This is a genomic window from Paenibacillus sp. V4I9 (assembly GCF_030817295.1).
GTDB lineage: Bacteria > Bacillota > Bacilli > Paenibacillales > NBRC-103111 > Paenibacillus_E.
This window is the reverse complement of record NZ_JAUSZE010000001.1, coordinates 4513774-4529472: the sequence shown is the minus strand read 5'-3', so window position 1 is coordinate 4529472 and position 15699 is coordinate 4513774. Positions and strand designations below refer to the sequence as shown.

Below are 15699 nucleotides of genomic sequence, written 5' to 3'. Positions count from 1 at the left end.
ATCATACTCTGAATCTGTTAGTGTGTCTAATTCACAAATAAGACTATGATTTGGTGACCAAAAAAGGGTAATATAATAGAGAGAAGTGTATACATATGAGGTAGTGAACGCTTAATAGGGAGGAAATACATAATGAGTGAACATAGATATGATGTCGTAGTTCTTGGTGGTGGTATTGGAGGTTATACCGCGGCTATAAGGGCTGCACAATTAGGGAAAACTGTGGCTATCGTGGAAAGGGACAAGCTTGGAGGCACTTGTTTACATCAAGGCTGTATTCCAAGTAAATCTCTCCTTCGGAGTGCTGAAGTATACGCAACAATGAAGAAAAGTGAGGAATATGGCATTTCTGCGGAGTCCATTGAGGTGAAGTTTGACAGTGTGCTTAACCGTAAACAACGTATTGTTGATCAACTGCATCAAGGGCTGCAATTTCTGATGAAGAAAAATAAAATTACGGTCCATTACGGCAATGGCCGAATTATTGGACCTTCTATCTTTTCACCACGCAGCGGTGCTGTTTCTGTAGAGAAAGAAGACGGGGATATCGAAACGCTTCTATCGAGTAATTTGATCATTGCTACAGGTTCCAGACCGCGTAGTTTACCAGGTTTAGAGATCGATGGTACCTATATTTTAACAAGTGAAGACGCTTTGCGTATGGAGAGCCTTCCGAAGTCAATCATTATTGTCGGTGGCGGTGTGATTGGCGTAGAATGGGCTTCGATGCTGAGCGATTTCGGCGTAGCGGTTACCATAGTCGAGCAGGATAAACGATTAGTGAGCTTAGAAGATGCGGATATTTCGAAAGAGCTAGAGCGCTTGTTTAAGAAACGCGGCATTAACCTAGTTACCGGAGCAAAAGTGCTTCCTGATTCCGTGAAGGTGACGGAAGGCAGTGTTACTTTACAAGCGGACAAGCAAGGGGAGATCGTTGAATTAACGGCAGATAAGGTGCTTGTTTCTGTTGGACGTATAGCCAATATTGAGGGAATCGGGCTTGAAAATACAGATATTAAAATAGATAAAGGTGTCATTCGTGTGAATCGGTTCATGCAAACGACGGAATCACATATCTATGCGGTTGGCGACGTTATTGGAGGACTCATGTTGGCGCATATGGCCGGTCATGAAGGGATTTTGGCAGCTGAACACCTGGCTGGTCAAACTCCGCATGAATTGCAAGCGCATCTCGTTTCAAGATGTACGTATACAAGACCGGAGATAGCTAGTGTTGGTTGGACCGAACAACAGGCTGTCGACCAAGGACACAAAGTGAAAATTGGCAAATTCAGCTTCAAAGGGATTGGAAAAGCACTTGTTTATGGAGATACAGATGGCTTTGTAAAAGTTATAGCAGATAGCGAAACGAATGACATTCTGGGTGTACACATGATTGGACCGAATGTGACTAACAGCATATCCGAAGCAGCACTTGCACAAGTACTGAATGCGACCCCTTGGGAAGTGGGCCAAACCATTCATCCTCATCCAACTTTGTCGGAAGCTTTAGGAGAAGCGATGCTGGCCGTCGATGGGATTGCAATTAGCGGATAAAAATTGTAATCATAAACATTTGCGTTTATAATAAGCATATAGAGTCAAGTACTAGGACCAGGTAATAAATTTATGTGGTACCTAAAATTTCTAAAGGAGGCAACCTCCATGTCTATTGGTCAACTATATAAACATAGAAGTTTAGGTTTGTCTGACGACGAAGCCGTACGTATGTATACAGTCATGAGTCTTGCAGCTAAATATGATGAGCGAGCTTTCATGCTTCAACGTGCAGGTAAAATACCTTTTCACGTATCTGGAATGGGACAATATGCTGGTCAGGTAGGGATGGCTTTTGCGATGAAAGCTCAAAAAGATTATTTCTTGCCCTATTATCGTGACTATGCGTTTGTACTATCGGTAGGCATGACAGTGAGGGATTTAATGCTTGCGGTTTTTTGCAAAGCAGAAGACGTCAACAGCGGTGGAAGACAAATGGCTGGTCACTTTGGCGATAAGAAAAATCATATAGTCACAGGGTCGTCCCCTGTTACGACTCAAGTGCCGCATGCTGCAGGTATCGCGCTTGCTGCCAAAATGAAAAAGCAAGACTTCGTCACATTTGTTTCCTTCGGTGAAGGCTCCAGCAATCAGGGGGATTTCCACGAGGGTTGTAATTTCGCGGGTGTACATAAGCTTCCTGTTATTTTCGTTTGTGAAAATAATCAATACGCGATTTCCGTTCCTCTTCATAAACAAGTGGCAGGAAAAATCGCGGATCGTGCGCTGGGATATGGTTTCCCGGGTATTCAAGTAGATGGCAGCGATGTATTAGAAATGTATCGGGTGACGAAGGAAGCAAGAGAAAGAGCAGCTCGTGGCGAAGGTCCGACGCTCATCGAAATGATTTCTTATCGACTCATGCCTCATTCAACGTCGGATGATGACATGCTGTACCGGACGAAAGAAGAAGTTGAACAGAACCGTCAAAAAGATGGCATCCTTAAATTCAAAGAATATTTAATGGAATGCGGACTATGGAGTGAAGATCAGGATCGTGACCTTCAGGAACGGCAAAAGCAAGAGATTAATGAAGCTACAAAGTATGCGGATCTCGCGCCTTATCCGAAACCGGAAGATACGCTCCTTCATGTTTACGCGGAAGGAGATGACCAATAAATTATGGCTGTAATTACATATTTGGAAGCAATCCGCTCTGCCATGCAGGAGGAAATGCAGCAGGATGATAACGTCTTCGTACTCGGTGAAGATGTTGGTAAAGGTGGTGTGTTGAACACGACCAAAGGTCTGCGTGATTTGTTTGGTGAGGAGCGTGTTCTAGACACGCCACTAGCGGAGTCTGCCATTGTAGGCGTGGCTATTGGTGCGGCGATGTATGGGATGAAACCGATCGCCGAAATTCAGTTTGCTGATTTCATCTTCCCAGCAACGAATCAAATTCTTAGCGAAGCGGCTAAGATTCGCTATCGTTCTAATAATGACTGGACATGCCCAATCGTCATTCGTGCTCCCTATGGTGCGACCGGAGCAGGCGCCTTATATCATTCCCAATGTCCGGAATCTGTTTTCTTCGGCACGCCGGGTGTTAAGATCGTAGCTCCTTCGAATCCTTATGATGCTAAGGGGCTGCTGAAGGCAGCAATCCGAGACGCAGATCCTGTGTTATTCTTCGAGCACAAGAAGTGCTATCTGGCGCTGTCCGCAGACGTACCGGATGAAGATTATATCGTGCCGATCGGCAAGGCCGACATCAAGCGCCAAGGCACAGACATTACGGTCATCGCCTACGGTATGGTTGTAAATTATGCACTACAAGCAGCTGAAGAGCTTGCGAAGGAAGGCATTTCCGCACACGTACTCGACTTGCGCTCCCTGCAGCCTCTAGACAAAGAGGCTATCTTGGAAGCCGCTAGGAAGACGGGCAAAGTGCTCATCGCTCATGAAGACAACAAAACAGGCGGTGTTGGTGCTGAAGTGTCAGCGATTATCGCCGAAGAAATGCTGTTCGAGCTTGATGCACCTATCGCAAGACTTTGCGGCCCTGATGTTCCGGCAGTGGGCAGCAATCCACCGATGGAGAAATTTTTCCTGCTCAATGCAGATAAGCTGAAGGATGCCATGCACCAGCTTGCAATGTTCTAATTTACACATCTAAATTTACACATCTAATTTCCTTTCATTGATCATTTCCTGAACTAGGAGGTACACCCATGAACCAAACCAACAGCCGACTAACCGAGGTTACGGTCCCGCATCTAGCGGAGAGCCTCGTTTCGGCTACAATAGGCAAATGGCTCAAGAAGCCTGGCGATTATATCGAGCAATACGATGTAATTTGTGAGCTTTTCACTGAGAAAGTGAACACGGAAATGCCTTCACCAATTGAAGGCACACTTGTAAAAATTATTGTCGGCGATGGCGAAACAGCTGCTGTTGGAGAAGCCATTTGTTTGATTGAAGAGCCCGGGGCAGGCTTAGCGAACGGATCATCAACCGCAGGAGCTTCAGCTGCTAGTCAAGCTGGAGCCGCGATTGCGGAAGACTCAGACCAAAGCATGCGTGGTCGTTATTCACCAGCTGTACACCGGCTTGCACAAGACAATCGCGTAGATTTGTCTCGTGTTGCAGGAACGGGGCTTGGCGGAAGGATTACACGTAAGGACGTTGAGCAATTCATCGCCTCCGGTGGAGCCAATGCAGCTCCTGCAGCCGTGCAAACGAATCAATCGGCAGCTGCTGTTGCTCTTCAAACCGCTGAACCAGCTGAGTCGCAGCAGGCTCACCAGCCTGTTCGCAGCTCCGGCATCCATTTATCCGCCAATCCGCAAACGCCGCTGATTGAAGCGGAAGGACATTCATTAGACGCTCGCAATGAGCATTTCATTGATGTTACGCCAATGCGCAATGCCATTGCTTCAAAAATGCGCCAGAGTGTAACAGAAATTCCGCATGCTTGGACAATGATTGAGGTCGATGTAACGAATCTTGTTGTTCTGCGGAATAAAGTGAAAGACGAGTTTATGCGCCGAGAAGGCATTAACTTAACGTACTTGGCATTCATGCTGAAAGCGGTTGTCAATGCCATTAAGGATTACCCGATCATTAACTCCGTCTGGGCCGTCGATAAAATTATCGTGAAACGCGATATTAACATTTCGTTGTCCGTAGGAACGGAAGATTCGGTCTTGACGCCGGTTATCAAAAAAGCGGATCAAAAAAATATCGCAGGACTTGCCAGAGAAATTGATGAATTGACGAAGAAAACACGCGCGGGGAAATTATCGTTGAATGATATGGTTGGCGGGACATTTACTGTAAATAATACAGGCTCCTTCGGTTCGATTCTGTCTTATCCGATCATCAACTACCCACAAGCAGCTATAGTGACCTTCGAATCGATTGTGAAGAAGCCTGTCGTTATTCAAGATATGATTGCGGTTCGTTCGATGGTTAACCTTTGTCTTTCACTGGATCACCGTATTCTTGACGGTGTCATCTGTGGTAGGTTCCTACAGAGAGTGAAAGAAAATTTAGAAAGTTATAACGCGGATACAAAGATTTATTAAACTATGAATCAAAAAATAATCCCGCAGTAAACAATATGCTTGATAACAGCATCGTGATCAACATAAGGTAAATCACGATTTTAAACCAACGCTTATTCTGTAACAATGAAGATTCACTCCTTTTTCGTGAAAAAGCTTGTACGGTTTTATTGTAACTCATAGTGTGTATCGGAGGAAAGTACATGATTCAGCAAAATCGTTTGGTGGAAGAGTTCATCTCCCTTGTGCAAGTTGACAGCGAGACGCGATTTGAGCAAGAGATTTGTGTTGTTCTTAAAGAAAAGTTCAGTCGTTTAGGGTTGCATGTCGTGGAAGATAATTCGATGGCGAAAAGCGGTCACGGATCAGGGAATTTGATCTGTACACTTGAAGCAACCGACAGCAACGCAGCTATTCCGACCATTTTCTTCACTTCTCATATGGATACGGTAGCTCCTGGGAAAGGTATCAAGCCGCAAATTGGCGATGATGGCTATATCCGCAGCGACGGTACGACGATTCTAGGCAGCGATGACAAAGCGGGTATCGCGGCGATGATCGAAGGCATACAAGTGTTAAAAGAGCAAAACATCCCACATGGCCGCATTCAATTCGTTATTACGGCAGGGGAAGAGAGCGGTCTGAAAGGCGCACGCGCCATGGATCGCAGCGTTATGGAAGCAGAGTTCGGCTTCGCACTTGATTCGAACGGCAGCATTGGCGATATTGCGACAGCGGCGCCTGGACGTGCAGAAATTGAAATTATATTCCACGGAAAGTCTGCTCATGCCGGTGTCAATCCTGAAGATGGCATAAGTGCCATCCAAGTAGCGAGTAAAGCGGTTTCGCGTATGTCGCTCGGTCGAATTGATAGCGAAACTACTGCGAATATTGGCAGTTTCTCAGGAGTAGGTCCTTTGAACGTGGTATGCGATAAGGTGAAGATGGAAGCGGAAGCACGCAGCATTGTTCAGCACAAACTGGAAGCGCAAATCGCCGCAATGAAAGAAGCTTGCGAATCAGCAGCAGCTGATGCTGGCACCACTTGTGAGTTTAATGCGGATATTGTATATGCCTCCTATATGCACGATGACTCTGCTCCGATTGTACAATTGACCGCTAGAGCACTCTCAACCCTTGGATTGACAGCTCGAACATTCCATTCCGGTGGCGGCAGTGATGCTAATATCTTTAACGGAATGGGCATTCCAACGGTTAATCTCGCTGTTGGTTATCTTGAAATTCATACAACCAAAGAACATATTGCCATCAGTGATTTAGTCAAAACGGCTGAATTACTCGTTGCTCTTGTGAAGGAAGCTGCGAAAGTTTAATTCACCTCTTTTCTAAAGAACCGATTAGTCTGCCAAAGTCATGGCATGGCTGGTCGGTTTTTTTACACGATCTCATCTACTCCCAATTTCGCCCTCGAGTCGCATAGACTCTGATTTATTTTTACTCCTTACACGCGTTATATGGGGTAAAACTAAGTGATTCCTCATATGCTTCGAGTAAGACACGTCCAGGAAGGGGAAACTGGCTTGATGATACGGGATGAGGGCATAGTTGCGGATATTATTTCGGTCAGAGAGGGAATACAGTTTGTCACAGTATCGATGCGGAACGGTGAGTTAGAGCGCGCTGTACACTACACGGATACATTACCTTTGTTAACTCCAGGGGACGTGGTTGACTTAAATGTAACAGCCATGAAGCTGAGGTTAGGTTCAGGGGGATTTCATATCGTAATATCCATTCGTGACCGAGGATTGGATCATCGTTCAGCTACATCATCAAATGGACATATTATGAAGCTCAAATATACCCCGATGCAGCGAAGTGTGTTCGCTATTGAAGAGCCGGCCAGCTCGTTTCATTCTTCGTTTCAAGGTGATATGAATCTAGAGGGGATGCCCGTCTTGCTAGGAGAATTGCACAGTATGCTGCCTGTAGTGATGTGCTGGCTCAGATATCGACATCAACAAAGAAAATCATCTGATCGTGCTTTGGAGGTCGCCTATATCATGACAGATGGGGGTGCTCTTCCACTTGCATGGAGTGAGCATGTGGCCATACTCGAGGGGATGGAATGGCTTAAAACCTCCATTACTTATGGTCAAGCCTATGGAGGTAAGGTGGAGGCGGTTAATAAATTTAGCGCATTAGTTGCAGCGAAGCATGTAGTCAAAGCAGATATCAGTCTTGTAACCATGGGTCCAGGCATCGTGGGAACGAATACCCGATACGGTTTTTCAGGTCTTGAGGTTGGTGAACTCGTAAATGCCGTATACGCTCTTGGTGGGATTCCAGTGGTCATCCCCAGAATTTCTTTTGCTGATCCGAGGACTCGGCATCAGGGCATAAGTCATCATACACTTACTGCGCTGCAGCTGGCAGCTAGATGTCCGGCGGTAGTACCTCTCCCACTTTTGGAGACGAATGAAAGTGCTGTCGTACAGAAACAAGCGCAGAATCTGCAGCTGCATCAAATTATAGCTATGCCGAGCCCATCGATAGCGGAAATCGCTGAAGCTTGTTCCCAGTATCCACTGCCCATTACCTCGATGGGAAGGGGACTATCGCAGGACCCAGCTTATTTCCAAGCGATTTGTGCGGCTGCGGATTGTGCAAGCCAGCTACATAATCCACTAATGTAATTGAATTCCCACCTTGCTGCAGCATGAGCTGCAATTGACGTTTGATTTCCCATGCCTTCCCTACAAGACGAATTTGACGGTCGGTTACATAGCTCTTCATATCCATTTTCCTCTTTTCAGGTAAAATTTTGATATAATGAACGATATGCGTAAATGGGACAAGTTAGACCAACTTTAACAAGAAGAGGTGTTCGTATGACATTACACAAAAAATTCGAAGAAAAAACCATCAAGACTGAATCTATTTTCAAAGGAAAAATCATTTCGCTGCAGGTGGATCATGTTCTATTACCTAATGGGGAATCCGCAACACGTGAAATCGTAAAGCACCCTGGCGCTGTGGCTGTGATTCCGCTGCTAGGGGATAAAATGATCGTTGTGGAACAGTATCGAAAACCGCTGGAGAAAAGTCAGGTCGAGATCCCGGCCGGTAAGCTGGATGCAGGGGAAGAGCCGCTAAAGGCAGCTTTACGCGAATTAGAGGAAGAAACGGGCTTTCGGACGGAAAATATCAGGCTGGTCAGCTCCTTTTATACCTCTCCAGGTTTCGCGGATGAAATCATTCATCTCTATATCGCAGAAGATTTGGTGAAGGGCGAAGCGAATCCGGATGAGGATGAATTCCTGGAATGCGAAGCGATCACATTGGAACAAGCTCAGCATTACATACGTGAAGGGCGAATTAGCGATGCTAAGACGATTATGGCTGTTTATGCTTGGCAGCTGTACCTTTTAACGGGTCAAATCTAAATGAAAGCTTATTATGTTGATCTCCATATTCACATAGGTCGATCAGAGAAGGGCCAAGCGGTGAAGATCAGCGCTGCGAATGACCTGACTTTCTTCAATATTGCTCAGGAAGCTGCCGTCAGAAAAGGAATGGAGATCATCGGGATAATCGATTGCCACTCGCCTTCTGTACAGGATGACATCATGACTTACTTGGATCGGGGCGAGATGGTGGAGCTGGAGGGCGGTGGCATCCGGTATCAGGACACAACGATTATGCTGGGCAGTGAAATAGAGGTGCGCGATCCAGGCATGGGCCCGGCCCATTTGCTTGCCTATATGCCTAATCTGAAAGCGATGCAGGGGTTCACTCAATGGATGAAGGGTCACATGAAAAATGTGGAGCTAAGCTCTCAACGCATTTATGTACCTGCTCACGTACTTCAAGAAGAAGTGCTCGGCAGGGGTGGCATCCTTATACCCGCGCATATTTTCACTCCGCACAAAAGTGTGTACGGAAGTGCATCCTCTAAGATGGAGCACCTTCTTGATCTTAAGGGCATCTCTGCTGTTGAACTTGGTCTAAGTGCTGATTCCGATATGGCTGGTTTAATTTCGGAGCTTGATCCGTTCACATTCGTTACGAACTCAGATGCGCATTCCCTTGGCAAAATCGGTCGTGAGTACAACGAGATGAAGCTGGCTGCCCCTACGTATGAAGAACTCGTTAAAGCGCTGCATCGTCAAGAGGAACGCGGTATAATAGCCAACTATGGCCTTAATCCACGACTTGGTAAATACCACCGAACCTATTGCAGCTTATGCGAATCCGTTCTGGATGAAAGTGAAACGACCGTACAACGCTGTGCCGACTGTGGCAGCAATAAAATCATCAGAGGAGTCATGGATCGGATCCTGAACTTAGCGGACCGTGAAAAGGCTTATCTCCCGTCTTTTCGACCTCCGTACCAATTTCAGGTTCCGCTAGAATTTATCCCAGGCCTAGGGCCTAAAAAGCTTGATCAACTGCTTCGCCGCTTCGGAACGGAAATGAATGTGCTGCATCGCACGACACCAGATGAGCTTGCAAGTGAGATTGGTGAAGAAATTGCTGCTTATATTGTAAAAGCGCGAGAAGGCACCTTACAGCTTGAGGTTGGCGGTGGGGGTAAGTACGGCAAAGTTAAAAATCGTTCATAGTTTCCAGCACTCGCTCATAAGCTTGTCTTTGTAGAGGTTGACACAAGGAAGGAGCTGCGAGATGAATAGGAACCTAACGATGAAACAATATATGAAGGATAATTTGCCGCTATTTATATTCGTCTCCGTACTTTTCATCATAGGGGTCGTGTTCGGCGCCGTGATGGTGAATGCACTTTCTTTGGAACAAAAGCAAGAAATGACTCGTCATTTGGGTAGTTTCTTTCATGAAATTAATGAAGGCGCTGAGTTTGACAGCAGGCAATCGTTCGTTCAAGCTTTCGGCATGCATATGAAGTGGATTTTGTTGATATGGCTCTTTGGTTTGTCTATTGTCGGGCTGCCATTGATTCTCGTTTTAGACTTTCTCAAAGGTGTGCTAATTGGGTTTACGGTTGGGTATCTTGTCGGTCAAATGTCATGGAAGGGCATGTTATTTGCACTTGTTTCCGTTGCGCCGCAGAACCTCATTGTTATTCCAGCTATCTTATTCTGCAGTGTAGCTGCCATGGCGTTCTCTATCTATATGATCAAAAATCGCTTTATGAGCCGTAATGGAAACATATACCAGCCCTTTATGCGCTATACAACGCTGACACTCCTGATGGGGGTATTCCTTCTTGGAGCAGCGCTTTGGGAAGGATATATGTCACAATTGATGATGAGATGGGTAACACCTATGCTTGTTGGCCTATATGGATAACAGATCCACTTATGTTTCTGTTTGACTTTGTCAGTCAGCTCCCCCTATAATAAAAAGAGTGGCTAAAACTGGGCTTGGATGCCCACCTTTCTGAGGGGGAGGCATATGGAAGCAAGGATCGAGAAGATTAAGCAGCAATTGCAATCCCAAGGGTACAAACTAACCCCTCAACGGGAAGCGACAGTACGCGTACTTTTAGAGAATGAACAAGATCATTTAAGTGCTGAAGATGTGTTTATGCTTGTGAAGGACAAGGCCCCAGAGATCGGACTGGCAACAGTTTACCGAACTTTAGAGCTCCTGAGTGAGCTGCATGTCTTGGAGAAAATGAATTTTGGCGACGGAGTCGCGCGTTACGATTTACGTGACGATAGTACACGTCATCATCACCATCACTTAATCTGCGTGCAATGCGGAGCCGTGGATGAAATTATGGAAGATTGGCTTGGACCTTTGGAAGAACGGTTAGAGCAAGATTTTCATTTTCAAGTGCTAGATCATCGACTTGATTTTCAAGGTATATGCTATCGCTGTAACGATCGAGGAAAACCGGACTCATTGGACAAATCTAAAATAACAGTTTCGGAATAGAAGCTGTTTATACAATGAAAATGCCTGTAAGCACAGCTAGTGCATACAGGCATTTTTGTGTTCTTTTCATATACTAGCTAATAAGAAAGCCGGATACTTACTCACATAATTAGCGTAGAAGCATGGCACATTATGCTTAGGATAATAAGGAAGAAGGTAGTAACTATGACTCAGCAACCTATTGTAGTCGGGGTTCCTAAAGAAATTAAAAACAATGAAAACAGAGTAGCTTTAACGCCTGGAGGAGCGGGTATGCTCTTGGCGGCAGGACATCAAGTGTTTGTTGAATCTGGAGCTGGTGTTGGCAGTGGCTTTGGGGATGAGGACTATGTTCGTGAAGGCGCCGTTATTGTCGTGGATGCTGCTGAGGTATGGGCTCACAGTGATATGATTATGAAAGTTAAGGAACCATTACCAGCAGAGTATGGTTATTTCCGGGAAGGGCAGATGTTGTTCACTTATTTGCATTTGGCTGCAGCAGGAGATTTGGCCGAACATTTGCTTAGCAAGAAAGTGACAGGGATTGCCTACGAAACGATTCAACTTCCGAATGGCTCACTGCCGCTTTTGACACCGATGAGTGAAGTTGCTGGCCGGATGTCGGTACAAATCGGCGCCCACTTTTTGGAAAAGTTCTATGGGGGACGCGGAATTTTATTGGGTGGTGTACCTGGTGTGCCGCCTGCGGATGTCATTATTTTGGGCGGAGGGATCGTTGGAACGAATGCGGCCAAAATGGCGCTCGGTCTTGGAGCTAATGTTGTAATTATTGAACGGAGTGCCGATCGGATGAGAGCTCTGGACGATATATTCGGGGGAAGACTGCGAACATTGATGTCTAATCCTCATAATATTGCGAGTGCTGTACAGAAGGCGGATTTATTAATTGGCGCTGTTCTTATTCCTGGAGCTAGAGCTCCGAGATTAGTAACGGAAGCTATGGTTCAAAGCATGAAGCCAGGTGCTGTGATTGTGGATGTTGCCGTGGACCAAGGTGGATCGATTGAAACGATTGACCGTGTGACAACGCACAGCAATCCCACTTATGAGAAACATGGCGTGCTTCATTATGCTGTTGCCAATATGCCTGGTGCCGTTCCGAGAACTTCAACTCTTGGGTTAACTAATGTGACGATACCTTATGCAATGGAGCTTGCCAATAAAGGTTTTATACAAGCCGTAGCTGCCAATTACGCATTACAATTAGGAGTGAATACGTACAAGGGGAGTGTAACGCATCCGGCAGTGGCTGAAGCTCTAGGCATGCCGTATGTGAAGTTGTCCGATCTGTCATAATCAGAGACCAAGCCTCATATCCTGATCATAAAAAGGGGATAGAAATGGGGACTGGCTATGATATTTTCATATCGAAAACTCGTTGTTCGCTTACGTTTTATTTTACTTTTTATGACTTTGACTGTGATTCTATATCAAGTTATGCTTGTACTAACAGGTTGGATTCAACCTGTGAACAAGTATAGAACACCAACGGGAAAGTCCGTTAAGGTGTTTGACCAACACGAGCATGCTTCCGTTTCGGATACAGGTACAATGAGCGACCGTTTGCGTTTATTTTATTGGTATGGGGAATAAAGAAAGCGTAAAAAAGAGGAGTTCGCACTGGAATCGTTGAATGCTAGTCGGTATGAAGATATGGCATGATAACGAAGGAGTATATCGGCATGATGACGAATGACCTGCAATCCTTCATTCGATTTTTGTCAGTTGAACGGGGATTATCGCGGAATACGCTGGAATCCTATGAGAGAGACCTACAACATTTTGTTGATTATCTACAACAGCAAGGCATCAAGGCTTGGAGAGATTCAGGTAAAACTCACATTGCAGGATACCTATCGCAGTTGAAAATGCTCGGACGAGCATCGGCAACCTTGTCTCGCAATATGGTTTCCATTCGAGCACTTTATCAATATTTAGTGAAAGAACGGGTAATGGATTCAGATCCAAGTATTTATGTAGATGCCCCTAAGTTGGAAAAAAAGCTTCCTAAAGTGCTGACGATTGGAGAGGTAGAGAAGCTCCTCGAAGCACCACATACTGAGCTTGTAAGCGGCGCGCGTGATAAGGCCATGCTGGAACTGCTCTATGCGACTGGGATTCGAGTATCGGAGCTCATTTCTCTGAATGTAACAGATATCAATTTGCAGATGGGCTTCATCCGCTGTATGGGGAAAGCAGATAAAGAACGTAATATTCCACTGAGCTCAATCGCCATTCGGTGTTTAACGACCTATATACATAATTATCGGATGAAGTTGTTGAAAAAAAAGGTGGATGAAGAAGCCTTATTTATCGGTCATTTGGGAACAAGGATGACAAGGCAAGGGTTTTGGAAGATTTTGAAAAAATATGCAAATGAGATGAATATCACGAATGAGATAACACCTCATGCCTTAAGGCATTCCTTCGCTGCCCATTTAATTGAAAATGGTGCAGATCTGAGATCGGTTCAAGAAATGCTAGGACATTCCGATATTTCCTCGACACAAATGTATGTTCAAGTCACCAAGCTCAAAATGAAAGACGTTTACAACCTTGCACACCCAAGAGCGAAATTGTAACCTCACAGCGGCATTTCCCCTAGGGGGAGGCTGCTGTTTTGCATTCATAGAGTGGAAGTGAGATAATCGAGGGTGGATGACATTAGGAATTGATTTGGAGGGACAAGAGTGCGCTTTGAACGTATATGTTTAATTGTATTGGATAGCGTAGGCATCGGCGAATTACCGGATGCCAAGCAGTTTGGCGATAGTGGCGCTCATACACTAGGACATATTGCAGAGAAAGTAAACGGATTTGCACTCCCTAATTTACAACGAATGGGACTAGGGAGCATAGCTGATATTAAAGGGATTCCTGGAACAGATTCACCAGAAGGATATTATGGAAAAATGGCTGAGGTGTCGGTTGGGAAAGACACGATGACTGGACACTGGGAATTGATGGGGCTTCGAATGACTACGCCATTTAATGTATTCCCCGATGGATTTCCAGAAAAATTAATTTCTCAATTTGAGCAGGAGACAGGGCGTAAGGTCATTGGAAATAAGCCGGCCTCAGGCACTGAAATTTTAGATGAGCTCGGAGAAGAGCAGATGAAAACAGGGGCTTGGATCGTTTATACATCTGCTGATAGTGTATTTCAATTAGCTGCGCATGAAGACATCATTCCGCTAGAAGAGCTGTATCGGGCATGCAAGATTGCCAGAAGGTTGACCATGCAGGATGAGTTTGCGGTAGGCAGAGTAATTGCAAGACCGTATCTCGGGGAGCCTGGTGCTTTCAAACGTACTCCGAATCGGCATGATTATGCCGTGAAGCCGCCAGCGCCTACTGTCATGAATTATTTGAAGGATGCTGGATTTGATGTGATTGCGATTGGGAAAATTAATGATATTTTTGATGGTGAAGGTGTTACGAAAGCCACATCAACAAAAAGTAATCTAGATGGTATTCAGAAGACAATAGAGGTATTGGGCACCTCGTATAAAGGACTGGCTTTTACGAATCTTGTAGACTTTGACTCGCTGTTTGGGCATCGACGTGATCCTGAGGGATATGGAAGATCACTGGAGGAATTTGATGCTTATGTGCCTCAGCTCAAAGCGGGTCTAGGGCCGAAGGATCTATTAATCCTTACAGCGGACCATGGCAATGATCCTGTGCATCCGGGAACCGACCATACGCGCGAATATGTTCCTATTTTGTTATACAGCCCAAGCTTCCAGTCACCTGCTTCGCTTGGTATCCGCGGAACCTTCGCTGATCTGGGAGCGACCATTGCAGATAATTTTGGCGTGAGTGCAACCGATCAAGGCGAGAGCTTCTTACATCTTTTAAAATAAATAATTACGTAATACTCAGTTTATGTGAACTGAGATCGCTTAGGAGGAATCTATCCATGTCCGATACGTCCATGATTCAAAAGATTCAAGAAGCAGCTGCATTTATTAGCAAGGAAACGAATATTAAACCCCAAATTGGACTGATTCTAGGTTCAGGTCTCGGCGTTCTTGCTGATCTTATTGAGCAGCCTATTGTTGTAGACTACTCGAGAATCCCTCATTTCCCTGTGTCTACCGTGGAAGGGCATGCTGGGGAATTGGTCGTTGGTACGATTCAAGGCAAGCAAGTGTTAGTGATGAAAGGCCGTTTTCATGCTTACGAAGGCTATGGCGCGGAAACGGTTTCTTTTCCAGTAAGAGTGATGAAAGAACTAGGTGTAGAAACGTTGATCGTAACGAATGCAGCTGGTGGAATTAATGAATCCTATCAGGTTGGCGATCTTATGGTCATAAGTGATCATCTGAATTTGACATACCGCAATCCGCTCATCGGTCCGAATGATTCTGCTTTAGGTGTTCGTTTTCCTGATATGTCGGAAGCTTACAGCAAACGTCTACGTAAATTAGCGCACGAAGTTGCGGCTTCACAGAACTTCCACTTACAAGAAGGCGTCTATGTGGGACTCCTCGGTCCTAATTATGAAACTCCTGCTGAGATTCGCATGTTCCGCACACTTGGCGGCGATTCCGTTGGTATGTCGACGGTACCTGAAGTGATTGTAGCACGTCATGCAGGAATCGAAGTGCTTGGTTTCTCCTGTATTTCAAATATGGCATCAGGTATTTTGGACCAGCCACTCTCCCATGCAGAAGTGATGGAAACGACGGAGAAAGTAAAACCTAAGTTTTTGAAATTAGTACTAGGCATTATTGAAACACTTTAACTAGAA

17 protein-coding genes are annotated in these 15699 nt (G+C 45.4%); 15 read left to right on the top strand and 2 right to left on the bottom strand.

Annotated elements, in window-relative coordinates; translation table 11 throughout:
- The first annotated feature begins 132 nt into the window (after window positions 1–132).
- From lpdA to QFZ81_RS21320, 4 genes are all read left to right on the top strand, one after another.
- A complete protein-coding gene (gene lpdA, locus QFZ81_RS21335) occupies window positions 133–1557 on the top strand; it encodes a dihydrolipoyl dehydrogenase (protein WP_307604612.1) in 1425 nt (474 codons plus the stop codon).
- A 108-nt stretch (window positions 1558–1665) separates the two neighbouring features.
- On the top strand, window positions 1666–2676 hold the full coding sequence (locus QFZ81_RS21330) for a thiamine pyrophosphate-dependent dehydrogenase E1 component subunit alpha (RefSeq protein WP_171643450.1): 1011 nt from the start codon (window positions 1666–1668) through the stop codon (window positions 2674–2676).
- A 3-nt stretch (window positions 2677–2679) separates the two neighbouring features.
- Window positions 2680–3660: an alpha-ketoacid dehydrogenase subunit beta gene (locus QFZ81_RS21325; protein WP_307441674.1), complete on the top strand. Its 981-nt coding sequence runs from the start codon at window positions 2680–2682 to the stop codon at window positions 3658–3660.
- Window positions 3661–3728: 68 nt separating this feature from the next.
- Entirely contained in the window at window positions 3729–5084 is a 1356-nt protein-coding gene (locus tag QFZ81_RS21320) for a dihydrolipoamide acetyltransferase family protein (protein WP_307441676.1), read from the top strand.
- Between the two features lies 1 nt (window position 5085).
- On the opposite strand, the gene prli42 is transcribed toward QFZ81_RS21320, so the two are convergent.
- Window positions 5086–5244 (bottom strand): stressosome-associated protein Prli42, encoded by a 159-nt coding sequence (gene prli42 / locus QFZ81_RS21315; protein ID WP_156390217.1) that lies wholly within the window; start codon window positions 5242–5244, stop codon window positions 5086–5088.
- A gap of 22 nt (window positions 5245–5266) precedes the next feature.
- Between prli42 and QFZ81_RS21310 the strand changes: the two genes are divergently transcribed.
- Together QFZ81_RS21310 and QFZ81_RS21305 are read left to right on the top strand one after the other, a co-directional pair.
- Window positions 5267–6397 carry a M20/M25/M40 family metallo-hydrolase gene (locus QFZ81_RS21310; RefSeq protein ID WP_307441680.1) on the top strand — a complete coding sequence of 377 codons (1131 nt, stop codon included), beginning with the start codon at window positions 5267–5269 and terminating at the stop codon, window positions 6395–6397.
- A 210-nt stretch (window positions 6398–6607) separates the two neighbouring features.
- Window positions 6608–7720, top strand: coding sequence for a DUF3866 family protein (locus tag QFZ81_RS21305; RefSeq protein ID WP_307449625.1), 1113 nt, complete (start codon window positions 6608–6610; stop codon window positions 7718–7720).
- Here the strand turns inward: QFZ81_RS21305 and mciZ are convergent.
- Window positions 7620–7826 (bottom strand): Z-ring formation inhibitor MciZ, encoded by a 207-nt coding sequence (mciZ, locus tag QFZ81_RS37440; protein ID WP_373462621.1) that lies wholly within the window; start codon window positions 7824–7826, stop codon window positions 7620–7622. The two genes, QFZ81_RS21305 and mciZ, sit on opposite strands and share 101 nt — an antisense overlap.
- Before the next feature lie 89 nt (window positions 7827–7915).
- Between mciZ and QFZ81_RS21300 the strand changes: the two genes are divergently transcribed.
- The 9 genes from QFZ81_RS21300 to QFZ81_RS21260 all read left to right on the top strand — a co-directional run bounded on the left by QFZ81_RS21300 (window position 7916) and on the right by QFZ81_RS21260 (window position 15693).
- On the top strand, window positions 7916–8470 hold the full coding sequence (locus QFZ81_RS21300) for an NUDIX hydrolase (protein ID WP_307441681.1): 555 nt from the start codon (window positions 7916–7918) through the stop codon (window positions 8468–8470).
- On the top strand, window positions 8471–9649 hold the full coding sequence (locus tag QFZ81_RS21295; protein WP_307604610.1) for an endonuclease Q family protein: 1179 nt from the start codon (window positions 8471–8473) through the stop codon (window positions 9647–9649).
- 61 nt (window positions 9650–9710) lie between these two features.
- Complete coding sequence (gene spoIIM / locus QFZ81_RS21290; protein WP_307441682.1) at window positions 9711–10352, top strand: stage II sporulation protein M; 642 nt, start codon at window positions 9711–9713, stop codon at window positions 10350–10352.
- Window positions 10353–10457: 105 nt separating this feature from the next.
- Window positions 10458–10943 (top strand): ferric iron uptake transcriptional regulator, encoded by a 486-nt coding sequence (gene fur / locus QFZ81_RS21285; protein WP_057306375.1) that lies wholly within the window; start codon window positions 10458–10460, stop codon window positions 10941–10943.
- 180 nt (window positions 10944–11123) lie between these two features.
- A complete protein-coding gene (gene ald, locus QFZ81_RS21280; protein WP_307449627.1) occupies window positions 11124–12239 on the top strand; it encodes an alanine dehydrogenase in 1116 nt (371 codons plus the stop codon).
- Between the two features lie 57 nt (window positions 12240–12296).
- Window positions 12297–12536 (top strand): DUF4227 family protein, encoded by a 240-nt coding sequence (locus QFZ81_RS21275; RefSeq protein ID WP_307441686.1) that lies wholly within the window; start codon window positions 12297–12299, stop codon window positions 12534–12536.
- A 92-nt stretch (window positions 12537–12628) separates the two neighbouring features.
- Entirely contained in the window at window positions 12629–13525 is an 897-nt protein-coding gene (gene xerD / locus QFZ81_RS21270; RefSeq protein WP_307449630.1) for a site-specific tyrosine recombinase XerD, read from the top strand.
- A gap of 108 nt (window positions 13526–13633) precedes the next feature.
- Entirely contained in the window at window positions 13634–14809 is a 1176-nt protein-coding gene (gene deoB, locus QFZ81_RS21265; RefSeq protein ID WP_307441688.1) for a phosphopentomutase, read from the top strand.
- A gap of 56 nt (window positions 14810–14865) precedes the next feature.
- On the top strand, window positions 14866–15693 hold the full coding sequence (locus tag QFZ81_RS21260; protein ID WP_307604608.1) for a purine-nucleoside phosphorylase: 828 nt from the start codon (window positions 14866–14868) through the stop codon (window positions 15691–15693).
- Window positions 15694–15699: the final 6 nt, after the last annotated feature.